Here is a 26,162-nt window from a genome sequence, read left to right on the forward strand (position 1 = left end):
ACATAAAATAATAGAATTTTAAAAAATAGCCCTCCACCTGACCCTTTTTGGTCAGGTGGAGGGCTATTTTTTTCATGTTTTGACAAGCTGCGGTGAGATAAGCTTGCATTTGGACAGACTTCAGCCCTCGAAACCGGGCATAGCGGTAGCCATGTAGTTCTTTGGCGTCTGCAAAGCTTCGCTCTATAGTGGAACAGCGTACTTTATACAACCTTTTCCCTGTAGCTGTTAGCTTGTTTTTTCTAGCAATATCCTTATATTTCTCCCACACATGATGAGTGATAACTTTTTGTTTTTGTTTCTTTGAAAAGCACACCTCACGTAACGGACAAACAGCGCAGTCTTCTGGATTCGATTTGTATTGACGGTATCCTTCACGATCAGTTGTTACATATTCTAGAATACATCCCATCGGACAAGCGAAAACATTCATTTCTTCTACATATTTAAATTGGCTTTTCGGTACTTCTTTATTCCGTTTTCCAAATCGGCGATACCCCATCACCATAAATATATTCCGTTCTGATAGTTTCTTACAGATATATCCTGTAAAATAGCCAGCATCAAGGGCAACAGCTTCTACTTTGAAGTCGAATTTATCAATCTGAGCTTGGAGGCGTGCTAAATACGGCTCGGAATCTGCCATATTTCCAGCCGTTACATAGGTATCTGTAATAATATTGTACTTCGCATCAGTCGTACGATGATCCAAGAAATGAAAACCATTTGGTTTTCCATCTCTCATTAAAAATCCACTATCTGGATCCGTTGTACTTATACGAGTTTTTTTGGTAGGGGTATCACTTTCCTTTCTAGGTTTTAATTCTTTTTTCCATGTACCTCACGATCTTCGATTACCGCAGCTTCTAGCTCGTCTATATAAAACTTTGCTTTTTCTTTTTTATATTTATGTACAAATTTATTTTTATTGGCATTGGCCTTAATATGTGTAGAATCTGTCATCAGTGCACGTCCTCCTACCATCCGGTGCTCCGTCGCTTGTCTCACAATCTCATCAAAAATTTCTTCGAAAATATTTGTATGAATAAAACGAGTACGACGATTCCAACTGATTGTAGAGTGATCCGGAATAGTATCCGATAGAGAAAACCCTAAAAACCAACGGTAGGCAATATTCGTTTTAATTTCCTTTTCCAATTGACGCTCAGAACGAATACCGTAAAAATATCCAATAAACATCATCTTAAATAAAACAATAGGATGAATGGACGGGCGTCCATTGTTTTCACAGTAATAAGGGCGTAACTTCTCTTCAATAAAATCAAAACTAATTGTCGCTTCAATTGCACGAAGGAAATGATCTTGTGGAACCAACTCTTCTACAGAAACAGATACACGCTCATCACGATGATTTTTTAAAGCACCCATCATAAAAAATCTCTCCTTTTCCTCTTTTTTATCAGTGTTGACACATAAAAAGAGGTTCAGACACAAAAACAGGCTGTGGAGAAGACTTTCTCCACAGCCTGAGAAAAAGACGGCTTTGCCGTCTTTTTCTGTTTATCACATACATAACTACTCTATAATAGAACGATTTCCAAAATGCCTTCCCTTTCTTGCCGATGACTTTTTCCATCTCCTTTGGTAGACTAAAGAGGAAAGGAGAGATTACATATGCTTACAATGAAAGATGTTATTCGCGAAGGAGATCCTATTTTGCGCAACGTTGCAGAAGAGGTGTCCTTACCGGCAAGCGAAGAAGATACAACTACCTTAAAAGAAATGATTGAATTCGTAATAAATAGCCAAGATCCTGAAATGGCTGAAAAATATAGTTTACGCCCTGGAATCGGATTAGCGGCTCCGCAAATCGGTGTTTCAAAAAAAATGATTGCAGTTCATGTAACCGATGCGGATGGTACATTATATAGCCATGCATTATTCAATCCAAAAATCATTAGCCATTCTGTTGAACGTACATATTTACAGGGTGGTGAAGGCTGTCTATCTGTAGACCGCGAAGTACCTGGTTATGTTCCTCGTTATACAAGAATTACAGTAAAAGCAACTTCTATTAACGGAGAAGAAGTAAAATTACGTTTAAAAGGTTTACCAGCAATCGTATTTCAGCACGAGATTGACCATTTAAATGGCGTTATGTTCTATGACCATATCAATAAAGAAAATCCTTTTGCCGCTCCTGATGATTCCAAACCTCTAGAGCGATAATAATAAAAAGGCGGAAGTTAATCTTCCGCCTTTTTATTATGAAATGGGTTCCATATTCACTTATAGCAATCCAGCCCACTTTAGTCCATGATATATACCGTCTTCATTAACATCCTTTGTCACATGATTTGCAAGTTTTTTCAAGTCTTCATGGCCATTTCCCATCACAATACCTGTGCCAACGGCTTCGATCATTTCTAAATCATTTAAGCCATCTCCAAATGCATACACTTGATCACGATTAAAACCTAACTTTTCAATGTATTTCTCAATTCCTTTTGCCTTAGAACCACCATTCGGAATGATATCCATTGAATATGCATGCCAACGAATAAAATGAAAATCTGGATAATGATTAATAAACTTTTCCTCTTCATTTACTTCACAAAAAAGTAGTGTTTGATAAATATTACGTTCCTCATAAAAATTAGGCTCATATGCTGGATGCTCAAAGTTTAAGCTTCCAAAGCCTTCTTTCACATAATCATGATATTCCACTGATGCTCTCATATCTTGATGGTCAAGATATACAAGTGGATATCCTTCTTGTTTTGCAAACTGAGTAAACTTATGTAAAGCATCTGGATGTAACGGATTATTAAATATTACCTCATCTTCAAAGACAACATATTGTCCATTAAAACTAACATAATTATGTATATCAAGTTCCTTACGAATATCTTCGAACATAAATGGCGCGCGCCCTGTCGCAATTGCTACATGTACACCTTTTTCTTGTAACTGTTTTACTGCATCTCGTGTAGATTGCGGAATTTTTTTATCATGATCTAATAATGTTCCATCAATATCAAAAAAGACAATTTTATCATTCATTTGTCAAAATCCTTTCTGAGACTCTATATTCCTATTTTGAATATCACTTTTCAAATTCTAAAAAAAAGTATAACATATTAAACATCTGTGAAGAAAGCGTTCCCTTTCTGACCTTATTTGTAAACTTTGCATATATATATTAGTAAAACATGTAGATACTTGTTCGGATGAATTTTCTTTTCCATTCTTCCTCATACTATACCTATAACTAACGGCTACTGATCGTTACTATAGAATAACTTTCACTGTATGGGAAAGGACAAGATTCACCATTCACTTTTGTCCTATCTCTTATATCAGAGATAGAGTTTTCACTAGTAATAGGCATGTTTAAAATAAGGAAAGGAAGGAGTAATCATGCTGAAGAAGCTGAAGAAAAAGCTCAAGCGTTATTTAAATGGTCTAGTCCGTAAAAAGACAGTCGCTTAAATTGTGCCCATTTCGGGCTTTTTCTTCATTCTCATTCGAAAAAACATGAAAATCGTGACTGTTTGCTTTATAATAAGTAACAGATAATGCAAAACATAGACAAGGAGAGGTTTTCCAAATGATTTTTAAAGTATTTTATCAAGAAAAATTAACTGAGGTTCCAGTACGTGAAAATACAAAAGTTTTATATTTAGAGGCTACGTCTGAAAAGGATGTTCGTACAAAATTAAATAAGTTCGCATATAATATCGAGTTTGTTCAGTCTGTTACTGGCGCTCATCTTGAATATGAAAAAGAAAACGCTGATTTAACATTAGCGGAAATCGTATAGCGATATGAAATTTCTAAAAAACGACCAAGTTGCTGTATTTGCTCTCGGTGGGCTTGGTGAAATCGGTAAAAATACATACGCTGTTCAATTTCAAGATGAAATTATTATAATTGATGCTGGAATTAAATTTCCAGAGGACGAACTTCTCGGAATCGATTATGTAATACCAGACTACACTTATTTTGTGCGAAACGAAGATAAAATTAAAGGGTTATTCATTACACATGGTCACGAAGATCATATCGGCGGAATCCCTTACCTATTACGTCAAGCGAACATTCCAATTTACGGCGGAAAATTAGCAATTGCACTCATCAAAAACAAATTAGAAGAACACGGCTTACTTCGTAAAGCAAAACTTTACGAGATTCAAGAAGATGACGTTATTAAATTCAAAAAAACGTCTGTATCCTTCTTCCGTACAACTCACAGTATTCCAGATTCGTACGGCGTTGTTGTGAAAACACCTCAAGGTCAAGTTGTTCATACAGGTGACTTCAAATTTGACTTCACACCAGTTGGTGAACCAGCTGATTTAACAAAAATGGCTGAAATCGGTAAAGATGGCGTACTATGTCTATTATCTGATAGTACGAACAGTGAAGTTCCAAACTTTACTATGTCTGAGCGTCGCGTTGGTGATAGCATTCAAGACATTTTCCGTAAAGTAGAAGGACGGATTATATTCGCAACCTTTGCATCAAATATTCACCGCTTACAACAAGTTGTTGAAGCTGCTGTTGAAAACAACCGTAAAGTAGCTGTGTTTGGTCGAAGTATGGAAGCAGCGATTGAAATTGGACAAAACCTTGGTTATATTCGTTGCCCGAAAGATACATTCATAGATGCATCTCAACTAAACCGCTTACCAGCTAATAAAGTTGTTATTTTATGTACAGGTAGTCAAGGTGAACCGATGGCAGCACTTTCACGTATTGCAAACGGTACACACCGCCAAATTCAAATTATTCCTGGAGATACAGTTGTTTTCTCTTCTTCACCAATTCCAGGAAATACAATTAGCGTAAGTCGTACAATTAACATGTTGTACCGCGCTGGCGCTGATGTAATTCATGGGAAACTTTCAAATATCCATACAAGTGGACACGGTGGACAAGAAGAACAAAAATTAATGTTACGTCTAATTAAACCGAAGTACTTCATGCCAATTCATGGTGAATATCGTATGCAGCGTATGCACATGAACATAGCAAATGATTGTGGCATCCCTGAAGAAAATTGCTTCATTATGGATAATGGCGATGTTCTTGCTTTACGTTCGGATGAAGCTAGCGTAGCTGGAAAAATCCCATCTGGTTCGGTCTACATTGATGGAAACGGTATTGGAGATATTGGCAATATCGTATTACGCGATCGTCGTATCCTTTCTGAAGAAGGACTTGTAATTGTAGTTGTAAGCATTGATATGAAAGAATTTAAAGTTGCAGCAGGACCTGATATCATCTCACGCGGTTTCGTTTACATGCGTGAAAGTAGCGATTTAATCAATGATGCACAAACATTAATTACAACTCATTTAGAAAAAGTAATGGAGCGTAAAACAACACAATGGTCTGAAATTAAAAATGAAATTACAGACACATTAGCTCCATTCCTATATGAGAAAACGAAACGCCGTCCAATGATTTTACCAATCATTATGGAAATATAAGAAAAAGGACAATGCCATGAAGGCATTGTCCTTTTCTTTTCTCTTATCTTAAAAAGTGTTTAAATCGATCCACTTCATCGTCATGACCAATGACAATTAATATATCTCCTGCTTGAATATTCTCCGTAGCTCGAGGGGATACGATAACTTCTTTGCCTCGTTTAATTGCTACAATATTCAATCCAAACTTCGCACGAATATCTAATTCAATTAAAGAGTGCCCATCAATTTTTTTATTCGCAATAATCTCTACAATACTATGCTCATCTGAAAGCTCAAGGTAGTCTAGCACATTGCTTGATGCAATATTATTAGCAATCCTTTTTCCCATATCACGTTCTGGATGCACAATATGATCTGCACCTATTTTACTTAACACTTTTTCATGATAATCATTTTGAGCTTTTACAGTAATATTTTTTACACCCAACTCTTTCAAAATCAAAGTCGTTAAAATACTTGAATTTAAATTATCTCCAATAGCAACGACTACGTGATCAAAATTTCGAATACCAAGGCTTTTTAATACCATCTCATCTGTTGAATCTGCAATTACAGCATGCGAAGCTATATTTGCAAATTCATTAATTTTATCCTCATCTGAATCGATTGCCATTACTTCCATTCCTAATTGAGCTAATTCTCGGCAAATACTTCCACCAAAGCGACCAAGTCCAATGACAGCAAATTCTTTTTCTTTCTCACCCACGGGAATTCCTCCAATAACTTCAAGTACTATTTATTTTCAGTGTAACACACTTTATATGCGTCACAAAAACTGTAATTAGCTCTTATTTTTGTTTTTGTATATAAAAATATTGTTGCAAGTAAAAAGCGATACCAACAAGTAGCATAGCAAATACAAATATATTTCCAAAAGAACTAAATGTTTCAAAAACGAATAATAATGTTTCTTGACCAAAAAAGGCAAATAGAAGCTGTGTGAATGCAAATAACAACGCCCATATGTAATGATGTTGATGGAATAAATAATGCGTTGCACCTAAAAAAGCAATAAACGAAAAGATAAAGATCCACCAATTTTCTAAAAATAGTTGCCAATTAGAAAATTGATATCCATTTACTAATATCGCAATAAGCGCGATAACTACCATCGTCGGCACACTCCAAAATAATGCCCGTCCTCTAAAGAAACGAGTGCCTTTAACATCTCCTTTTTCATGTGCAATATATGTTAGTACTACTGTGCTTATATACAAAACAGAAAGAATTGTTAAAACGATAATAAGCCAAAAATGTAATTGATAATATTCATGCTCTATATTTGTCACGATTGCAGCTAACATGCACGGAATTAACATTCCCGTCCAACCATCTACTTTTCTTTCATTCCAAAAGACCGTATTACCAATCCTTATTCCTAACAACATAAAAATAATGATACCCAATACAAATAACGTAGTTTTATTCCCTACTAAACTCGTTGAAAAAGCAATTAATCCAATAAATAAAAAGAGCACAAACCCATTCATAATTTCTAGTACAGGTGATAAATATCTCTTCACCCATTTGTATGTTTCGTCATATTCATTATTATCTACTAGACGATAGGCATAAAAACTTATCCCAAAATAAACCGCCGCAATAATAACGTACGCATATAAGACGAAACATAAAATCGCACTGCTAATTTGCACGTAATTCCCCACCCTTTTTTCTATGTTTCACATTGATTTTACACACTTTTCATACTAAAAGTAAACATATATAAGTTAGTCAAATAATTAATAATGAGCAGTGGCTAACCCCCCTGCTCATTATTAAAACAGTACAATTAACTTTAATTCTTCCATTTGTATGTCAATGTCTAAAATCAATCTATACGAGCGTTACTTACACCTCAGAACAAAAAGTTTTTTGGAACCTTCAAGAAAGTGGAAGTTTTATTTTCTATTCCCTTTCCACTTTACATATTGGCTTAAAAATGTAATTGCCTTTTCAATCACTTCTTCGTCTGGTTTTAATTTTGCATGATGTAAACCATATTCTGAATTTACTCCAAGCCAAAACATAAATCCAGGGATTTCTCGAAGCATATAACCAAAATCTTCACCCGTCATTGCCTCAGTACATGTAATAACATTCATATCAGTTTGTTTATGTACAAATTCCATAAACTCTCTCGTTAACTCTTCATGGTTATATACTTGATGATACATTGCTCCGTAATCTATAATCGCCTCACACTGGAAAGAAGCTTCGATACCTGCAACAATTGACTCAATTCTGCTTTTCACACGCTTCATTGATTCCACTGATAATGTTCGAATCGTTCCTTCTAAACGAGATTTTTCTGCAATAATATTTTGAACCGTACCACCAGTAATTTTCCCGATTGTAATTACTGCACTATCAAGAGGATTTACATTGCGACTAATAACGGATTGAAGCTGTGTAACAAGATGACTCGCTGCAACAATCATGTCATTTGCAGTATGTGGATAGGCAGCATGGCCACCTTTCCCTTTTAAATCAATATATAATTCTGAAGTATTGGCAAATAACAGTCCTTCTTTCGTTGCAATTGTCCCCACAGCGTATTCTGGTGCAATATGAAGACCAAGAATTATATTTGGTTTCCATTCTTTTAACTCTTCACTTTCTAACATAGGAAGAGCACCGCCTGGTCCTTCTTCTGCTGGCTGGAATAGAAATACAAGGTCATCATCTATTCTTTCGCTCACAGCTTTCGTTAGAAGGCCTAAACCGATTGTTGTATGTACATCATGGCCACATGCATGCATCATTCCTTCATGAATAGAAGCAAACTCGTATCCAGTTTCCTCTGTAATTGGTAAACCGTCTATATCTGCACGATAACCTATTATTTTTTCGGGATTTTTTCCATTTACTTTAACGATTACACCCGTTTTCCATGTCTTCACTTCCACAAATTCATGAGAAAGTGTTCCTATATAATCTAAAATATACTGTTGTGTTTTCCATTCCTTAAATCCGATTTCTGGAATTCTATGTAGATCTCTACGAATTTGGACAAATTTGCTTACTGTCATTTTTGCACCTCTATCTATAAAAAGCGTAAGAGCCCATTTACGCTCTTACGCTTTTTTTACTTTTTATTTCTCTGGGTTTAATTGACGAAGCTCTTGTTTAATTTCTGTTTTTGCTTTTGTCTTCTCATCAATTTCTTTAATTACACGTGCTGGAGTACCTGCAACAACTGTGTATGGAGGCACATCTTCTGTTACAACAGCTCCCGCTGCTACAACTGCACCTTTACCTACTGTAACACCCTCTAAAACAACTACATTTGCACCGATTACTACATCATCTTCAACGATAACTGGTTTTGCAGAAGGTGGCTCAATAACACCTGCAAGTACAGCACCTGCACCTACGTGACAGTTTTTACCGACTGTTGCACGTCCACCAAGTACTGCGTTCATGTCGATCATAGAACCTTCACCAATTACAGCACCAATGTTAATTGTTGCATTCATCATAATTACAGCGTTGTCACCAATTTCAACATGGTCACGAATAATAGCACCTGGCTCGATGCGAGCTTTAATACCTTTTAAATCAAGCATTGGGATTGCAGAATTACGACGATCGTTTTCTACAACGTAGTCAACGATGTGCTTATTATTCTCATCAAGAATTGTCTTAATTTCAGACCATTCTCCGAATAATACACCTGATTTTTTATTCACAAATGCTTGTACTGTTTCAGGGAATGTTACTTCTTTTAAATCCCCTTTTATGTATACCTTTACAGGAGTTTTCTTTTCACTTTTTTGAATAAACGAAATAATTTCGTTAGCGTCCATCATTTTCATTCTTGTTGCCTCCTAAATCCATTTATAATGTTACTCTACCAAACGAAAGAGCGAGTAGCAAGATAATAATCTTATTTTCCCCTTTGAATTTCTTCTATAATTTCTAAAAATGCTTGTACTTGCTTCAACTGCCTTGCCGAGTCACTTGTTAACAACCATGTTTCTCTCGTCAGTTGAACAGGTGTTTTATACATATTTTCCTGTACTTCCTTTAAAACAGTAGAAGGTAAAAGGGCATAACCTATACCATTTAAAACAAGTTGTTTACATGTTTCAATTTGGTCAACTACAATCGTTCGCTTAGGCGGATTAGAAAATAAACCATACCACCAATTTTGTATTTGTCCATAATAAGTCGAGTCACTTTTAAATTGAATGAACGGCCTATTTGTTTCTTTTAACATCGAAATATCTTTTATTTCTTTATCAACTAAATACAGTTCATCTTCAAATAATTGTTGCTTCTGACCTTTATATTCTTGTGTTCCCCTCAGTATAGCAACATGCACGTCTCCTTCATAAAACTGCTTTTGCACTTCACTACTCCATCCAGTAAACAGCGATATCTTTACAGAAGGATATTTATGCACAAACTTTTTCAAAACAGGAGGGAGCCAATATTGACCAATAACTGATGCAACAGCTATTTTTAACGTTCCATGAGTTTCCGTTCTGAAAACAGCCAGCTCACTTTTTATATCTTCTTCCCTTTGCAACATTTCTTTGGCATAATTTGCAACTTTTTCCCCTTCAGGTGTAATTGTCAATCCTTTTTGTGAGCGAATAAAAAACTTCATTCCCCATTGTTTCTCCATAGATTGTAATCGTTGACTCAGCGCAGGTTGGGAAACAAATAAACGTTCCGCCGCTTTTCTCATATTTGATTCCTGAGCTAACACAACCATCATTTGAAAATCATCAATTTGCAACTTTCTCCCTCTTTCCTTAGCTTCCATACACCTTATTTCAATAAGCTTTTCATCCTTAATTTACCCGAATGCTTTCATTCAGAAAATACAATTGTCCAGCACAAACTTTCCTTATGTTTTCTTTTTAAATATAATACATACACAAGTGATATGCACGAAAAAAAAGTGACTTCTTCGTTTCTATGAAGTCACTTTTTTCACTTTATCGATTATGTTGCCTTACTTTCTTATTCAACAATTTTAAAATAGCCCGACGTGTTAAAATCCCCTCAAAATAGCCTTCTTCATTAACAGCGCAAATAAAAGGATGATCAATTGTCATTTCTAAAGCCTTTGCAAATGAATCGTCTAATTTAAGAACAGGTATATCTTCTTTCATCACCTGCTCTACTTTCATATCATCGAGCCTTTCAAACTCAATACGTTCTAATCCTAACATACCATCTAATATCATGGCAGTACTAATCAAACCATGTAGTTTATACATTGGATCTAAGACAGGTATCGCTGAATATCCAGATTTTACAAGAACGAGTAAAGCATGTTCTAAACTATTTCCAATTTGGACATGAGCTACTTTTTCCGATGAAATCATTAAATCCTTCACAAGAATTTGTTGAAATTCGTCTTTCGGAATACTAATCATATTACATCCCCCATTTTCCCTTTTTCCTGCTTATGTTCACAACTCTATTCACATTTTATGACAGCGTTTTCATATTATTATTTTGTCCTAAATTTATTTCAATAAAAATACAATCACACAGCTATTTTAGCATACCGCACAAAAAAAAGACTACCATTCCGGTAGCGCTTAATACCCTTTATTTTTTAATCTGTAAAATAACCTTGTGATTTTTTTATATTGCATCACATCTGTCTGTTTCAAACCATTCTCAATATCTGTAAGTTCCACAGCTAAAATTTCACTTGCGTAATTTTGCTGAAATAAAATATCTAGTAGTAAACTTTCTTCTTCCTTCGTTAAAACAACTTCCCTTTGCATATACCCCTCTCCTTACACTCGCATCGTTACTCTTATTATATAAAAAATTCAACCTATTTAATAGATGTAATATTCAGTTTTCGTTTAAAGATATGTAACAATCGTACACATACAAAAAAATCATTTCGTATATCGATTTGCATAGCTAAACGCCGCATAAGCATCCGGCTTAATTTTTGCAGTTAATCCCATCGCCCGAATTTTTTCTGTCATATCTAAAATAAATTCTTTTGTTAAGCCATCATTCCCAATGTCTAAATGAATTTCCATTATGAATCCAGCCCCATCTTGAGCATAAGGATGCAATAACTCCCATATTGTTTGTATATGAGTAGGCGTAAATAGACATGCGATTTCTTGACTAAACTGCGTTTCTAAATATATTTTCTCACGTAAGGTCGCTGGCTTATCTTTTACTGATTTATGGTGTAAACAACCCCAGGCACCTTTTCCAACACGATGAATATGGATTGCTGTAATAAACCTCGTATCCTTTTGATGCGCTTGCGAGTCTGTCCCAATGGATAATCGATACAAATTTCGCGGATCCTTTTCAATGAAACTACAAATACGGTTAAAGACCATATCAAAATTTAAATGTCTCTCTGAAACATTGTAAAATTTATGTGCACCGTCCACAGAGTCACGTCCTTTCAATTAGACAGACTTTTCGTATTCTCATTGTATGGGACAAAAACTAAAATTATAACTTCCTATCCTTTATTCGTTTCAATATTTCGAATTACAAAGTGACAAACTTGGCACGTATAAATTACATTTTGATTAGATTGAGCCGTTAATACATGAATAATCTCAGCAGAACTTTGACAATTAGGACAAATCACAACTGGTAAACGTTCCATACGATAACCTCCTAGTTATATTTCTCCCGCTATTTGCAAAACCCAGAGATAGTGAGAAGTTTAGCTTCACATATTCACCCGGTTGACGGGACTAATTATCCACATGGATAAGCAAACTTGCACGGATTAAATTTTCATTTTAATACCATTGTAGGAAAAATAAAAAACTTCTATACATTATGCTAGAAAGTAATAGAACTAAAAAAGGTACTGCCATGTGGCAGTACCTTTTTTATATGTATCAAGAAATGATATCGTAAATCTCAATTGCAACCATGTCGATATTATCGAATTGATATACTTGAGGTTTTTCACCTTGTTGATACACTTCTAACTCATACATTTCACTTTTATCGAAAAATTTCACGCTACATTTGCGCTCACCGTTCACTTCAAAATAGCGTTGTGCTACTTCACCGCTTTCAGCTTGTTCTTGTAGACTAACAAGTCGAGTTAAAATTCCTTGGAGTAGAGACATGAAATCTCTCCTTTCTCTGATCTTCCTACCAATAGGTTTTACAGCTATACTCATTCTATCCGTCATAACAGAAAAAATGTTCCACACTCTAGGATAAAGGTTATTGGCCAGAAACTCAACTAAAAATTTGTCGAAATGCGAAGGAAAAAATAGAAAGAACATATTTCTCCTTCATTATTGCGGTTTTTATACTGGAAGAATATAATAAAAAACAGAAAAAAGGAGGAATTACAATGAAAAAAATTGAGGTTTATACACAACCCGATTGTCCGCCATGTGTTATTGTAAAAGAATTTTTGAAGCATAATAACGTTGCATATGAAGAATTTGACGTAAAAAAAGACGCTGCTGCTCGCAATCGTCTTTTATACGACTATGATTCTTATTCAACTCCAACAGTCGTAATTGATGGCGAAGTAGTTGCAGGTTTTCAAATTGAAAAGTTACAACAACTACTCAATATAGAATAGGAATAGGTAAATACCTATTCCTATTCAGGCTGTGGAGAAAGTCTTCTCCACAGCCTGTTTTTGTGTCAACACTGATAAAAAAGAGGAAAAGGAGAGATTTTTTATGATGGGTGCTTTAAAAAATCATCGTGATGAGCGTGTATCTGTTTCTGTAGAAGAGTTGGTTCCACAAGATCATTTCCTTCGTGCAATTGAAGCGACAATTAGTTTTGATTTTATTGAAGAGAAGTTACGCCCTTATTACTGTGAAAACAATGGACGCCCGTCCATTCATCCTATTGTTTTATTTAAGATGATGTTTATTGGATATTTTTACGGTATTCGTTCTGAGCGTCAATTGGAAAAGGAAATTAAAACGAATATTGCCTACCGTTGGTTTTTAGGGTTTTCTCTATCGGATACTATTCCGGATCACTCTACAATCAGTTGGAATCGTCGTACTCGTTTTATTCATACAAATATTTTCGAAGAAATTTTTGATGAGATTGTGAGACAAGCGACGGAGCACCGGATGGTAGGAGGACGTGCACTGATGACAGATTCTACACATATTAAGGCCAATGCCAATAAAAATAAATTTGTACATAAATATAAAAAAGAAAAAGCAAAGTTTTATATAGACGAGCTAGAAGCTGCGGTAATCGAAGATCGTGAGGTACATGGAAAAAAGAATTAAAACCTAGAAAGGAAAGTGATACCCCTACCAAAAAAACTCGTATAAGTACAACGGATCCAGATAGTGGATTTTTAATGAGAGATGGAAAACCAAATGGTTTTCATTTCTTGGATCATCGTACGACTGATGCGAAGTACAATATTATTACAGATACCTATGTAACGGCTGGAAATATGGCAGATTCCGAGCCGTATTTAGCACGCCTCCAAGCTCAGATTGATAAATTCGACTTCAAAGTAGAAGCTGTTGCCCTTGATGCTGGCTATTTTACAGGATATATCTGTAAGAAACTATCAGAACGGAATATATTTATGGTGATGGGGTATCGCCGATTTGGAAAACGGAATAAAGAAGTACCGAAAAGCCAATTTAAATATGTAGAAGAAATGAATGTTTTCGCTTGTCCGATGGGATGTATTCTAGAATATGTAACAACTGATCGTGAAGGATACCGTCAATACAAATCGAATCCAGAAGACTGCGCTGTTTGTCCGTTACGTGAGGTGTGCTTTTCAAAGAAACAAAAACAAAAAGTTATCACTCATCATGTGTGGGAGAAATATAAGGATATTGCTAGAAAAAACAAGCTAACAGCTACAGGGAAAAGGTTGTATAAAGTACGCTGTTCCACTATAGAGCGAAGCTTTGCAGACGCCAAAGAACTACATGGCTACCGCTATGCCCGGTTTCGAGGGCTGAAGTCTGTCCAAATGCAAGCTTATCTCACCGCAGCTTGTCAAAACATGAAAAAAATAGCCCTCCACCTGACCAAAAAGGGTCAGGTGGAGGGCTATTTTTTAAAATTCTATTATTTTATGTTGTTTTTATTCGCTAAAATCAAAAAAGATTCCAGAGTGTTGGGAACCCTAAAGGGTTTCCCAACACTCTGAATAGGAATAGGTAAATACCTATTCCTATTCTTATCCCGCTATTTGTAGGTAGTAAAACTCCCACCCACTGATTAAAAGTTTCACTTTATAATTGTTGCAACCTTTTTATTTCAGTTAAAAGTTCCTGACTTTCATGATATCCTGCTAACTTCCATTTATCTTGATCCCTTTTCAATGTTACAATTTGATATTGTCCACTTTTTGTCCGCTCATATACATATAAATTTTTATGTTCTTCATCATACGACATTTTCGTTTCTGAATTAAAAGAAAACGGTGCTTCTTTTGCCGGAAGTAAATATTCACCACTTTGTTTATCACTTCTGCTATTTTCATCTGTAAATACTTGAAGGAAATTATCTGTAAAATACGGTGATAACGTCTCTATCATCTTATTCATCGGCAAATGCTTCCCACGAATTGAAAACTGGGTTTCATAGCCTTTTTGTATCGTTGTAAATACTTCTTTCCGATCGACTTCCACTTCCTCTTTTCCTAAAACAGTCGTAACACTATAACCAACTAGAAAGGCAACACATACAAATAGAACAAGCCATATTCCATATTTCCTCATTTTTTCACCTTCCTTTTAAAAGAACTTGTCTTTGTAGTATTCATTGTAACAATGATTATGCAAAGAAAGGACAGATTTCGTTCGTAAAATCTTTACAACGATAGACAGCATTTTCATCACCATTTTCACTATTACCAATTTATGATAAAAACAAACAAAAAATGCACGAATCTCTTCGTGCATTAAAATAAAACATCTTCTTCATATAAATATTCATAAGATAAATCTATAAATAAAAAGTTGTCATCATCAATCGGGAAAGAAAATGTTCGTACCATTTCTCCCGTTTCAATATCTGCATATAAATCTGAAAGCCTCGCCTTATTCTCAAAACGCATTTTCATTATATTCTCGAGAAAATACGGGCGCCAGCTCCAGTTCTTCATATAATAATCCGGCATCACAATCCATTCTCCATCTTTTTTCATAACATTTCCTGATTGTTGGAAACCATCTTCATTACAAATAAATATACGAAAACTACACTGTGATACACTTTGACTAAATTGTAATAACCAATCATTTATATCTTCATTCTTTTTTTGTTTTGATAAAACATCGCCAATGCGATCGCGTAACATCTCTGTTAAATTATAAATTTTTTGTAACTTCTTCTTTTCATGCTGAATAAACTGATGACATTCATTACCTAGTCGCTCTTTCAAAACATTCGTTTCAATAAAATCAGGTAAACATTCTTTTAAATAATTACCTTGATAATATCTTCCGCCGTTCTTCCAAGCATATTGCAGTTGATAAAAAGCATCTATTTCTTCATATAATAAAGTTGCACCAATTCTTCTAGCAAGTAATGATAAAGAATATAAAATATCTTGATAAGATTGTAAAAGTGCTGTTTGCCTTAAGTTCGTTAAATCTACTTTTAAAATATCAGGTGCTAACACGCTAATACGCTCTAAATTACTTGTACCCGTTCCTACTTTATTAATCGAAATTTGAATACCATATGTACGATAATACATAAGCAAATGATTAAATTGCTCTATATCTTCTTTACATTCATGCTCTGTAATCTCTAAAACAATTTGTTTTAAATTTAAACCTTGTTCTTCATACCTCAATAAAAGTTGAAGCAAGCTTTCATCATCATCATTCATTAATACATTAGCATTCCGATGTATAAATAATAATAATTTTTGATCGCTTTCTAAATAACGATTTAAAGCTTTTTCTACTATAATATTATCCGCTTCCAATTGAAATTCACTTGGAATCGAATCATCGTGAAAGAAAGAAGCTAAACTTTGTATGCCCTCTTCTGTTTGAATACGTCCTACTACTTCATATCCAATTACAGTATGCTCATCAGCACTAAAAATAGCTTGATAATAAGGAAGGACTTTATCCAAGTTACTCATTACATCTAATGCATCTATCAACGTGCTTCCCTCCCTTTACTTTTCAAAAATTATAACATGATATTTACGGAAAAATAATAAAAAATCCCTTCAGTTTTCCTGAAGGGATTAGAGGGGTAAAATGCTAAGGGGAATTAGCAATTCTACTATGAAGAAAAAAGAGGTCTTAAATATAACGTATATATGACCTCTTGTAAACACTTTTCTTTCATATGTCACAATTCCGTCACATTTAACCGTAAAAAAATGAATCAAACATTCATTTTTTTATCCCTTTTAAAATGGATATTGATGTAAATGTTGTCCTCCATCCATTGTCATGCAAGTTCCATTTATGTACGCAGCTTCATCTGAGCATAAATAATAAGCTAGACCAGCGATTTCTTCTGGCGTACCCAGCCTTCCAAGCGGAACACTTTGTATCGTACGCTTAGCCATTTCTTCTGAAATCCATAATTTATCAGCACCGCCCGTACGTTCAATTGGTCCTGGAGCGATAGCGTTAACTCGTATTCCATATTTACGTCCCCACTCAACAGCGAGCGTCTTCGTCATCGCTAATACTCCTGCCTTCGCTGCAGCCGAATGAATAACTCCTGGACCTGCATCCCATGCATATGTTGCTACCATGTTAATGATATTCCCTTTTATACCTTTTTCAATCCAATATTTTCCGACAGCATGGCTACAGTAAAATGTACCGTTTAATACAATATTAATGACCGAATTCCAGCCATTCACGGATAAATCTTCTGCTGGACAAATAAAGTTTCCAGCTGCATTATTTATTAAAACATCAATTCGACCAAACTTCTCATCAATCTGTTCAATCATTTTCTGAATGTCATCCGTATTTCTTACATCCATTTGTACAGGTAATACTTGCCCTGGAAATTGTTCAATTTCCAACTTTGTTTCCTCTAGTTTTTCTTTTGTACGTCCTGTAATAACAACTCGTGCCCCTTCTTTTGCAAAGCGAGTCGCCATTCCTTTTCCCATTCCACTCGATCCACCTGTTATAATAACTACCTTTTCTTTCACATACATCCCCTCCAAAAAAATGAATACACATTCATTTTATCACTTTATTTAATAGAAATCTTTATATTTTTAAACTTTTCTGATATTTTAATGTAAAGAACTTTCTTTTTATTCATTTTTTTCGTAATCTATACTAATTTTTTATTATGTAAAGTATATTTTTAAATAAACTGAAAGGAGATTTGAGTAGCCTGTAAATGGAATAAAAACATTGAGGTATACTCATATTTTTATGACGCACATTACAAGAAGAAATTTTTTAAAAATTGGTATGCGTACTTGTCTCTATTCATTTATAACCAGTGGCATCGGATACTACTATGCTAAATATATAGAACCCCATTTCATTTCTTTTACACAGCACACATTAAAATCACAACTCATCCCAAAAAGTTTTCATGGTATGAAAATTCTTCAATTCAGCGATTTACATCTCGGATACTATTTCTCGCTTCAACATTTATCTCAAGTTGTTTCTAAAATTAATGCTGTAAATCCAGATATTGTCCTTTTTACCGGAGATCTCATTGATAATTATCAAACGTATACTGACACTCCTTTTGTCGCGTCCATTTTAAAAAATATACAAGCCCCCTTCGGTAAATTCGCTATTTATGGTAACCATGATCACGGTGGATATGGAACTGAATACTATGAGCACATCATGCGTGAATCAGGATTTGAACTATTGCTAAATAGTAAAAAAAGAATTCGTCTAATGGATAATAGTGAAATTTCTATTTTCGGTCTCGATGATATACTACTAGGCAAACCAAAAATAGAGAAAACATTACAACATGCACGGCAAAATACTTATAACATCGTTCTTGTTCACGAGCCAGATATCGCGCCGCAAATTTCCAAATATCCAATCAACTTGCAACTTTCTGGTCATAGCCATGGCGGACAAGTACAAATTCCTTTTTTAGGGGCTATTATTACACCATCACTCGCCAAAGACTATATTGAAGGCTTCTATACGATGCAGGATTTAACTCTCTATGTCAATCGAGGCCTCGGAAGAACACGTGTCCCATTTCGTTTCATGTCAAAACCTGAAATCACAATTTTCACACTCCAACATTCGTAATAATTCGCCTATTTTCTTACATATCCTTTCTTGTACGCGCTCATCCATGTTTCGTTTACCATATGATAAAAGTGAGTCCAATAAAGGAGGTATGTTCATGTATCCATATTATCAACCAATTCCAGTCCGTTCAGCACCTATTGGTCCAGTAGGCGACTCACGCTTCTTCCCGTTTTTTGGCGTTCCCTTTCTAGCTGGAATTGCTGGTGGATTGCTCGGCGGAGCATTAGCTTTCGGCCCTCGACCATTTTATCCACCTTATCCACCACCTTTCCCGCCGCCAGCACCTTATCCTTGTTACGGTGGAACATGTCAGCAACCCTACTATTACTAGGTTAAAGTAACGATTCTTTCAAATATTATTCTCTCAACGAGCCATCTCATTACACGCTTATAATAAAACTATTGTTTCTACTCATCCTTCTATTTTTGGAGCATATGAGTAGAAAAAAGTAAAAACCTCTTATGGACATAAGAGGTTTTTCAGGCTGTGGAGAAAGTCTTCTCCACAGCCTGTTTTTGTGTCTGAACCTCTTTTTATGTGTCAACACTGATAAAAAAGAGGAAAAGGAGAGATTTTTTATGATGGGTGCTTTAAAAAATCATCGTGATGAGCGTGTATCTGTTTCTGTAGAAGAGTTGGTTCCACAAGATCATTTCCTTCGTGCAATTGAAGCGACAATTAGTTTTGATTTTATTGAAGAGAAGTTACGCCCTTATTACTGTGAAAACAATGGACGCCCGTCCATTCATCCTATTGTTTTATTTAAGATGATGTTTATTGGATATTTTTACGGTATTCGTTCTGAGCGTCAATTGGAAAAGGAAATTAAAACGAATATTGCCTACCGTTGGTTTTTAGGGTTTTCTCTATCGGATACTATTCCGGATCACTCTACAATCAGTTGGAATCGTCGTACTCGTTTTATTCATACAAATATTTTCGAAGAAATTTTTGATGAGATTGTGAGACAAGCGACGGAGCACCGGATGGTAGGAGGACGTGCACTGATGACAGATTCTACACATATTAAGGCCAATGCCAATAAAAATAAATTTGTACATAAATATAAAAAAGAAAAAGCAAAGTTTTATATAGACGAGCTAGAAGCTGCGGTAATCGAAGATCGTGAGGTACATGGAAAAAAGAATTAAAACCTAGAAAGGAAAGTGATACCCCTACCAAAAAAACTCGTATAAGTACAACGGATCCAGATAGTGGATTTTTAATGAGAGATGGAAAACCAAATGGTTTTCATTTCTTGGATCATCGTACGACTGATGCGAAGTACAATATTATTACAGATACCTATGTAACGGCTGGAAATATGGCAGATTCCGAGCCGTATTTAGCACGCCTCCAAGCTCAGATTGATAAATTCGACTTCAAAGTAGAAGCTGTTGCCCTTGATGCTGGCTATTTTACAGGATATATCTGTAAGAAACTATCAGAACGGAATATATTTATGGTGATGGGGTATCGCCGATTTGGAAAACGGAATAAAGAAGTACCGAAAAGCCAATTTAAATATGTAGAAGAAATGAATGTTTTCGCTTGTCCGATGGGATGTATTCTAGAATATGTAACAACTGATCGTGAAGGATACCGTCAATACAAATCGAATCCAGAAGACTGCGCTGTTTGTCCGTTACGTGAGGTGTGCTTTTCAAAGAAACAAAAACAAAAAGTTATCACTCATCATGTGTGGGAGAAATATAAGGATATTGCTAGAAAAAACAAGCTAACAGCTACAGGGAAAAGGTTGTATAAAGTACGCTGTTCCACTATAGAGCGAAGCTTTGCAGACGCCAAAGAACTACATGGCTACCGCTATGCCCGGTTTCGAGGGCTGAAGTCTGTCCAAATGCAAGCTTATCTCACCGCAGCTTGTCAAAACATGAAAAAAATAGCCCTCCACCTGACCAAAAAGGGTCAGGTGGAGGGCTATTTTTTAAAATTCTATTATTTTATGTTGTTTTTATTCGCTAAAATCAAAAAAGATTCCAGAGTGTTGGGAACCCTAAAGGGTTTCCCAACACTCTGAAAAACCTCTTATGGACATAAGAGGTTTTTACTTTTTTTCATTATTCAGCGTCTGTATTTTGATACGCCATCTTAAACAACTTCACTTGGCTATCAATTTCTTCTGTACTACCATTAATAACATAATAGTAATCACCATCTTTATTTTGTTCACGTGTTTTCACATTATCAGCTAATATAAGCTGTAAAATCGCCTTAATTCGTGCCTTCATTTCAATATCTAATATCGGGAAAGATATTTCCACTCGCTTCTCCATATTTCGCGTCATCAAATCAGCTGAAGATAAATATATTTTCTCCTCCCCATTATGATGGAAATAATAAATACGGCTATGTTCTAAATATCTTCCAACAACACTAACTACACGAATATTTTCACTTACATTTGGAATACCAGGTCGTAGGCAACATGTTCCTCGAACAATGAGCTCTACCTTTACTCCAGCTTGTGATGCTTCGTACATTTTTTTTATTAACGGTTTATCTGTTAATGAATTCATCTTAGCGATAATATATCCATTTCCATATTGCCTATGATAACGGATTTCTTCATCTATTAAATCCATAAATTGCTCTCTTATATCAAATGGAGCAACCGATAAATGATGAAAATGTGGCTTTGTTGTATAACCACTTAAATAATTAAAGAAATTGGTTGCATCGACCCCAAAATCTTTTCTTGATGTAATATATCCAAAATCAGTATATAACTTCGCTGTTGCATCATTATAGTTCCCAGTTCCGAGATGTACGAACCTTTCGATTTTTCCGTTTTTTCTCCTTACAACTAGCGTAATTTTACTATGTGTTTTCAAGTGACTGACACCGTAAATAACATGACAGCCTGCCTGTTCCAATTCTTTAGCCCAGTGAACATTGTTTTCTTCATCAAACCTTGCCTTTAATTCAACTAATACCGTCACTTGTTTTCCCTTTTCAGCCGCTATCTTTAACGCCTGAATAATCGGTGAATCACCACTTACACGATATAACGTTTGTTTAATCGCAAGTACATTCGGATCGTCTGCCGCATCACGGACAAAATCAACTACCGGCTGAAATGATTCAAAAGGATGATGTAATAAAATATCATGCTCAATTGCTTTTTCAAATACATCTTCTTCATCACCTAAATCTTGAGGCGGTTGCGGAATAAGAGCTGGATATACAAGATGTTCATATAAAGGAGCTAGTTTTTTATATAAAGAAAACAAACATGTTAAATCTAATGGGCCATCCATTATATATACATCTTCATCTTTTACTTCCAGAACCTCATATAATAATGCTAATACTCTTTTCATCAATGTGTTCTTTCCCAACTTCTAAACGTACAGCAGCCCCCCACTTACGCTTTTTTAATTCTTTTTCAATTACCTTTAATAAATCTCTCGCACCTTCTTCATGAATCGTTAAATCTGCATTGCGTGTAATACGGAAACGAGTAACAGATGATACTGTATATCCCGTAAATAATTTATGAGTAAAGCTACTAATTACGTCTTCTAATAAAATAAATTTATGCTTTTGCCCTTCACTCGGTAAAATTATGAAGCGCTCAAGTAATGAAGGAACTTGCACAATCCCTAACTTCGTCCTGTTTTCTTCTTCTGCTTGCTTCTCATCATATAAAAGAGTAGCCAAATTCAAACTTTTGTTTAATAACATTGGAAATGGGCGATATGCATCAATAGCTACAGGAGTTAACACCGGAAAAATTTGCTCGTCAAAATACTCTTCTATAAATTCTCGCTGCTCTTTCGTCAAATCATTGAATGTTAAACGTTCAATTCCCTCTAACTCAAGCGCTGGTAATACATAATTTTTAAATGTATCATATTGTACTGTCATTAGTGCATGGGCTTTTATCGCAATTTTATTTAATTGCTTTTTCGGTGTTAAGCCAGCTTTATTTTCTGGTTGATTAAATCCAGCACTCACTTGATCCTTTAATCCCGCTACACGTACCATAAAAAATTCATCTAAATTCGAACTAAAAATACTAATAAATTTCAATCTTTCCAAAAGTGGATTATTTGCATCTTGCGCTTCTTGTAAGACACGTTCATTAAATGCTAACCAACTTAACTCTCGATTATTGTAATAAGCTGTATCATTTAAATTTACTGCATTCCCCTTCAATAATTCCATTCTCTTCACACTTCCCCTTGAAACTTTTTTACTATAATTTAGTTAATTTCATTTTATCAAATTACAATATTACAAAGTGTAAATTTTTCGTAAAGACATCCGTACAACCCTAATGTTTTAGTTCAAATAATAAATTAATATTCGTTTTTAATACTCTTTCTAACTGTTTTTTTTGTTTTTCAGCTTGTACTTTTTCTGCTAATGCCGATTGTTCACATAAAACTTTAAACGTTAATCCCTCTTCGCTTTCTGTTATAGATATGGTATCAATAAGCGATCGTTGCCTTACATTTAAAGTAGCTGAAAATTGTAAAACAGCTCCTAACAGGCGGATTTTTTTTTGTTCGCTTTTATCAAACCAACCTTCAAATGGAGATAAATGTTGTTTAAATAACATTTTTGATTTATACGATGCAATAAGCGCTAGCCTTACTCGATCTTTATGCATCATGCCATCAATTGTCTTATTCGCTAATAAATAAAACGTATGTAAACGGCTTGCTTCTTCGTCTATATATTTGCCTATATTAAATACTTTCGCAGCTTGATGGAACACTTCCCAGTCTTTTACTGACATAGAAATAAGCCCTATTTCCTCAAGTTGTTTGCAAATTAGTCTTCCATGTTTAATAAGTTGAATAACAAATTCCATGTCCATTTCGTATTCATGTGATAGTAAATGCAAACTTTCTTCAACTACGTTCGGATAATATGAAATCCCCAAATCTTTTGTCAACTCTTCATAGAAAACACCTTCTCTTAACCCTTTTCTACTTAATACAAATGCCGGTGCCTCTATAACATGAACAAGTGTATGAAATACTTCAACCGCTGGAATAATCGTATCTGCTCGATCTTTTGCTAATCCTTCCAATTTCTGAAGTTCTATGAACGACAATTTTTCCAATTCCTCTTTTACACTTTCAACATCTTCTTCTTTCATCTTGTATAAATGTAATCCTGCTATAGGATAACATATTAAATTTTGATGGATTTTTACTAAGTTCCTAGCACTACCACCAATTGCAATAAGAGGCAATTTCTTATTGATTAACCATGGTAACGTTCGAAATTGAAACTCTAAATACTGTTGCATTCCCTCTAACTCATCTTTAGTAGGAATATCACCTTTAATAAATTGTTGCTTTAAAGAAAGTGCCCCAAAAGGAAAACTATGGTACTCTAAAATCTCTCTATTTCTAAAGTATGTAACTTCCGTACTTCCCCCACCAATATCTACCGTTATTCCTTCTGAAAACGATGTAGAATTCATAACCGCCAGGTATCCGTAACGCGCTTCCTCATACTCTGATAATACTCTAAGAGTAAAGTCCGTTTGTCCTTCAACAAGCTTTTTAATTTCCTCTTGATTCTCCGACTGTCTAATTGTTGCTGTTGCAACACAAAGTACATGATGCAACTGATGGAATCTTGTACTTTCTTGAAATTGAAATAATGTCTGTAATAATACTTCTATTCCCTCTTCATTCAATACACCATCAATTAAGTAATTCCTTAACCTAGCAACAACTTTCGTATTTTCAATCTCTTTATAAAAACCTCCATTTTGCTTTTCATAAATAACTAAACGCATTGTATTAGATCCAATATCTATAATGGCATACTGTTGTTTTAATATTTCTTTCAAACTTCTCACTCTTTCATTATCAAATTTCAAAAACATATTTTATGACTATTATACAAAATAGTTGTTTTTTGTAACAATATTGCTTTAATATTGAAAATATATACAATCACTTTTTGCGTATAATAAATACCTATTTTATTTATGGTATAATAATGAAAAATTGAAAGGAGATTCAATATGAAACCTTCACAACCACAATCTCAATTACAAAACCAACATTCTATTAATCGACTAGCTCAATCTATTTTCGTTGTGAATCGTCATGCTAAAGCAGCTACTAATCCTAAATATTTATACTGGTTAAAAAAGACAGCTTTAGAACGTTTGATTGCTGAAAAAAAAGCAATTAAAGAAGGATTGCATTTTTCTAGAAACCCACGTTTTAGCCAACAACAATCTGATGTCCTTATACGTTTAGGCGATTATTTTTTCCACATCCCTCCTACGAAAGAAGATTTTCGAATTCTACCGCATCTTGGTCATCTTGAATCCTCCTATCGAAATCCGAAAACAACCTTATCTTTAACAGTAGCAAAAAAAACACTTCAAGATTATATTGGTCCTGAAGCATTAAAACAAGAAAAAAAATTAAGTGAGCCTGTTCCATGGTATAGTCGTACTTATACAAAAAAATAAAACAGTTTGGCCAAGTGTAGGCCAAACTGTTTTATTTTTTCTCTTCTTTAATTTTAATATTTGCTTGTTTATAAAAAGCTACTTTTTCTGTATTATAAGACTTTGTAAATTCATTAAATTTATCTTTTTCTGACTCAATATCCTTATAAGATTGATTTACTACTTTTACTTTTTCACTAATATCTTTTAATTTAGTACCTTTATCTTGTAACATTGTATATAACTCTTTTTCTTGTTTTAAAGATTTGTTATAGCTGTCATACATTTTATTAAATGAATCGTGGCGTTTCTCATACGTGCTTTTCACTTTATCAGCTTGATCTTTCAATTTCTTATCTTCAATTTTCTTCACATACTTATCAGCTGACTTCACTTCTTCTTGCGCTTTATTTAAAACTTCTTTTTCTTTTGTAAGCACTTTTTCTCGTTCAGTTGTATTTTTCACTGCTTGATTCAGTTTTTCTTTAACAGTTTGATTATTATCTTTTCCTTCTTGAACAATCTGGTTATATAATTCTTGTCCTTCTTTCTCTAAAGTCTCAAGTTTTTTTGCATCTTCAAACATTGTTTTTTCTTGTTTAGCAGCGTTTTCAAACGCTACATATAATTCTTCTTCTGGTTTCGGACCGAAACAACCGGCTAATAAAATCATTGATAATGTAGTTACAATTGCTAATTTACTATATTTCAACATCTCTTCCTCCTACTTATAAACGACCATCGTGTAATATAAAAAAGTTATAAAATATGTAATTGTTCTATACACTCGCATCTTTTTTACGAAGATCATTAATATTGTTTGTACAAATTATTACTTGATATTACATTATTCTTTTTGAATTATTTAGCAATTCCATATCCATTTTTAAGTATACTACTTCGTGTTTTTTAAGGCCTGTTCACACTATGTATTACTTTAATATCCACGGAATTTCACCTCAGTCTTAATAAGACTATAATAGTTCACCTGATAAAAGGTGATCGCTCCGCTCTCACGTCTATCATTCCCT

The 26,162-nt window shown here is 34.5% G+C and carries 23 protein-coding genes and 4 pseudogenes; 9 read left to right on the plus strand and 18 right to left on the minus strand.

The window, feature by feature from the left end:
• Positions 1-22: 22 nt before the first annotated feature.
• Positions 23-1,392: pseudogene (locus AC3WVZ_RS18425) on the minus strand (IS1182-like element ISBth7 family transposase); the annotation flags it as partial.
• A 243-nt stretch (positions 1,393-1,635) separates the two neighbouring features.
• On the opposite strand from AC3WVZ_RS18425, the gene def reads away from it, so the two are divergent.
• Positions 1,636-2,190: a peptide deformylase gene (gene def / locus AC3WVZ_RS18430; RefSeq protein WP_000957048.1), complete on the plus strand. Its 555-nt coding sequence runs from the start codon at positions 1,636-1,638 to the stop codon at positions 2,188-2,190.
• Positions 2,191-2,250: 60 nt separating this feature from the next.
• Here the strand turns inward: def and AC3WVZ_RS18435 are convergent, their stop codons facing one another.
• Positions 2,251-3,024: a Cof-type HAD-IIB family hydrolase gene (locus AC3WVZ_RS18435; RefSeq protein ID WP_000998268.1), complete on the minus strand. Its 774-nt coding sequence runs from the start codon at positions 3,022-3,024 to the stop codon at positions 2,251-2,253.
• A 547-nt stretch (positions 3,025-3,571) separates the two neighbouring features.
• On the opposite strand from AC3WVZ_RS18435, the gene AC3WVZ_RS18440 reads away from it, so the two are divergent.
• The gene (locus tag AC3WVZ_RS18440; RefSeq protein WP_000576435.1) at positions 3,572-3,784 is read left to right on the plus strand and encodes a DNA-dependent RNA polymerase subunit epsilon; all 213 of its coding nucleotides are present in this window, start codon (positions 3,572-3,574) and stop codon (positions 3,782-3,784) included.
• Between the two features lie 4 nt (positions 3,785-3,788).
• On the plus strand, positions 3,789-5,456 hold the full coding sequence (gene rnjA / locus AC3WVZ_RS18445; RefSeq protein ID WP_233935244.1) for a ribonuclease J1: 1,668 nt from the start codon (positions 3,789-3,791) through the stop codon (positions 5,454-5,456).
• Positions 5,457-5,499: 43 nt separating this feature from the next.
• On the opposite strand, the gene AC3WVZ_RS18450 is transcribed toward rnjA, so the two are convergent.
• The 10 genes from AC3WVZ_RS18450 to AC3WVZ_RS18495 form a co-directional block, all read right to left on the minus strand.
• Positions 5,500-6,165 carry a potassium channel family protein gene (locus tag AC3WVZ_RS18450; RefSeq protein WP_000504032.1) on the minus strand — a complete coding sequence of 222 codons (666 nt, stop codon included), beginning with the start codon at positions 6,163-6,165 and terminating at the stop codon, positions 5,500-5,502.
• 82 nt (positions 6,166-6,247) lie between these two features.
• Complete coding sequence (locus AC3WVZ_RS18455) at positions 6,248-7,114, minus strand: cytochrome c oxidase assembly protein (RefSeq protein ID WP_001167324.1); 867 nt, start codon at positions 7,112-7,114, stop codon at positions 6,248-6,250.
• Positions 7,115-7,360: 246 nt separating this feature from the next.
• Positions 7,361-8,491 (minus strand): N-acetyldiaminopimelate deacetylase, encoded by a 1,131-nt coding sequence (locus tag AC3WVZ_RS18460; RefSeq protein WP_000218672.1) that lies wholly within the window; start codon positions 8,489-8,491, stop codon positions 7,361-7,363.
• 63 nt (positions 8,492-8,554) lie between these two features.
• Positions 8,555-9,277: a 2,3,4,5-tetrahydropyridine-2,6-dicarboxylate N-acetyltransferase gene (gene dapD / locus AC3WVZ_RS18465; protein WP_000783241.1), complete on the minus strand. Its 723-nt coding sequence runs from the start codon at positions 9,275-9,277 to the stop codon at positions 8,555-8,557.
• Positions 9,278-9,348: 71 nt separating this feature from the next.
• Positions 9,349-10,233 carry a transcriptional regulator CcpC gene (gene ccpC / locus AC3WVZ_RS18470; protein WP_002026259.1) on the minus strand — a complete coding sequence of 295 codons (885 nt, stop codon included), beginning with the start codon at positions 10,231-10,233 and terminating at the stop codon, positions 9,349-9,351.
• A 175-nt stretch (positions 10,234-10,408) separates the two neighbouring features.
• Positions 10,409-10,852, minus strand: coding sequence for a cyclic-di-AMP-binding protein CbpB (cbpB, locus tag AC3WVZ_RS18475; protein ID WP_000623579.1), 444 nt, complete (start codon positions 10,850-10,852; stop codon positions 10,409-10,411).
• Positions 10,853-11,020: 168 nt separating this feature from the next.
• Positions 11,021-11,212, minus strand: a complete 192-nt coding sequence (abbA, locus tag AC3WVZ_RS18480) for an antirepressor AbbA (protein WP_001188692.1) — start codon at positions 11,210-11,212, stop codon at positions 11,021-11,023.
• Between the two features lie 120 nt (positions 11,213-11,332).
• Positions 11,333-11,851, minus strand: coding sequence for a ribonuclease H-like YkuK family protein (locus AC3WVZ_RS18485; RefSeq protein ID WP_000348488.1), 519 nt, complete (start codon positions 11,849-11,851; stop codon positions 11,333-11,335).
• Between the two features lie 74 nt (positions 11,852-11,925).
• Positions 11,926-12,075, minus strand: coding sequence for a hypothetical protein (locus tag AC3WVZ_RS18490; protein ID WP_000440540.1), 150 nt, complete (start codon positions 12,073-12,075; stop codon positions 11,926-11,928).
• Between the two features lie 241 nt (positions 12,076-12,316).
• Entirely contained in the window at positions 12,317-12,553 is a 237-nt protein-coding gene (locus AC3WVZ_RS18495) for a YkuJ family protein (RefSeq protein WP_000055151.1), read from the minus strand.
• A 233-nt stretch (positions 12,554-12,786) separates the two neighbouring features.
• Here AC3WVZ_RS18495 and AC3WVZ_RS18500 point away from each other — a divergent pair, with 233 nt between their 5' ends.
• Both AC3WVZ_RS18500 and AC3WVZ_RS18505 read left to right on the plus strand, forming a co-directional pair.
• Positions 12,787-13,023: a glutaredoxin family protein gene (locus AC3WVZ_RS18500; RefSeq protein WP_000717875.1), complete on the plus strand. Its 237-nt coding sequence runs from the start codon at positions 12,787-12,789 to the stop codon at positions 13,021-13,023.
• A 103-nt stretch (positions 13,024-13,126) separates the two neighbouring features.
• Positions 13,127-14,496, plus strand: a pseudogene (locus AC3WVZ_RS18505) (IS1182-like element ISBth7 family transposase); the annotation flags it as partial.
• Positions 14,497-14,674: 178 nt separating this feature from the next.
• Here the strand turns inward: AC3WVZ_RS18505 and AC3WVZ_RS18510 are convergent.
• From AC3WVZ_RS18510 to fadH, 3 genes are all read right to left on the minus strand, one after another.
• The gene (locus tag AC3WVZ_RS18510; protein ID WP_001233804.1) at positions 14,675-15,163 is read right to left on the minus strand and encodes a DUF3993 domain-containing protein; all 489 of its coding nucleotides are present in this window, start codon (positions 15,161-15,163) and stop codon (positions 14,675-14,677) included.
• Positions 15,164-15,345: 182 nt separating this feature from the next.
• Positions 15,346-16,563 carry an EAL domain-containing protein gene (locus AC3WVZ_RS18515; RefSeq protein WP_000564306.1) on the minus strand — a complete coding sequence of 406 codons (1,218 nt, stop codon included), beginning with the start codon at positions 16,561-16,563 and terminating at the stop codon, positions 15,346-15,348.
• 255 nt (positions 16,564-16,818) lie between these two features.
• Entirely contained in the window at positions 16,819-17,583 is a 765-nt protein-coding gene (gene fadH, locus AC3WVZ_RS18520; protein ID WP_000660913.1) for a 2,4-dienoyl-CoA reductase, read from the minus strand.
• A gap of 232 nt (positions 17,584-17,815) precedes the next feature.
• On the opposite strand from fadH, the gene AC3WVZ_RS18525 reads away from it, so the two are divergent.
• From AC3WVZ_RS18525 to AC3WVZ_RS18535, 3 genes and pseudogenes are all read left to right on the plus strand, one after another.
• Positions 17,816-18,673 (plus strand): metallophosphoesterase, encoded by an 858-nt coding sequence (locus AC3WVZ_RS18525; protein ID WP_002026257.1) that lies wholly within the window; start codon positions 17,816-17,818, stop codon positions 18,671-18,673.
• Positions 18,674-18,770: 97 nt separating this feature from the next.
• Positions 18,771-19,007 (plus strand): hypothetical protein, encoded by a 237-nt coding sequence (locus tag AC3WVZ_RS18530; RefSeq protein ID WP_030027733.1) that lies wholly within the window; start codon positions 18,771-18,773, stop codon positions 19,005-19,007.
• A gap of 248 nt (positions 19,008-19,255) precedes the next feature.
• A pseudogene (locus AC3WVZ_RS18535) lies at positions 19,256-20,625 on the plus strand (IS1182-like element ISBth7 family transposase); the annotation flags it as partial.
• A 133-nt stretch (positions 20,626-20,758) separates the two neighbouring features.
• Here the strand turns inward: AC3WVZ_RS18535 and AC3WVZ_RS18540 are convergent.
• Positions 20,759-22,868 (minus strand): annotated as a pseudogene (locus AC3WVZ_RS18540) (polyphosphate kinase).
• Between the two features lie 109 nt (positions 22,869-22,977).
• A complete protein-coding gene (locus tag AC3WVZ_RS18545; protein ID WP_002198132.1) occupies positions 22,978-24,552 on the minus strand; it encodes a Ppx/GppA family phosphatase in 1,575 nt (524 codons plus the stop codon).
• Between the two features lie 141 nt (positions 24,553-24,693).
• On the opposite strand from AC3WVZ_RS18545, the gene AC3WVZ_RS18550 reads away from it, so the two are divergent.
• Complete coding sequence (locus tag AC3WVZ_RS18550; protein ID WP_000804864.1) at positions 24,694-25,152, plus strand: YkyB family protein; 459 nt, start codon at positions 24,694-24,696, stop codon at positions 25,150-25,152.
• A 31-nt stretch (positions 25,153-25,183) separates the two neighbouring features.
• Here AC3WVZ_RS18550 and AC3WVZ_RS18555 read toward each other — a convergent pair whose 3' ends face one another.
• Positions 25,184-25,846 (minus strand): YkyA family protein, encoded by a 663-nt coding sequence (locus tag AC3WVZ_RS18555; protein WP_000922498.1) that lies wholly within the window; start codon positions 25,844-25,846, stop codon positions 25,184-25,186.
• Positions 25,847-26,162 lie beyond the last annotated feature (316 nt).

Source organism: Bacillus sp. CPT56D-587-MTF (assembly GCF_058792335.1).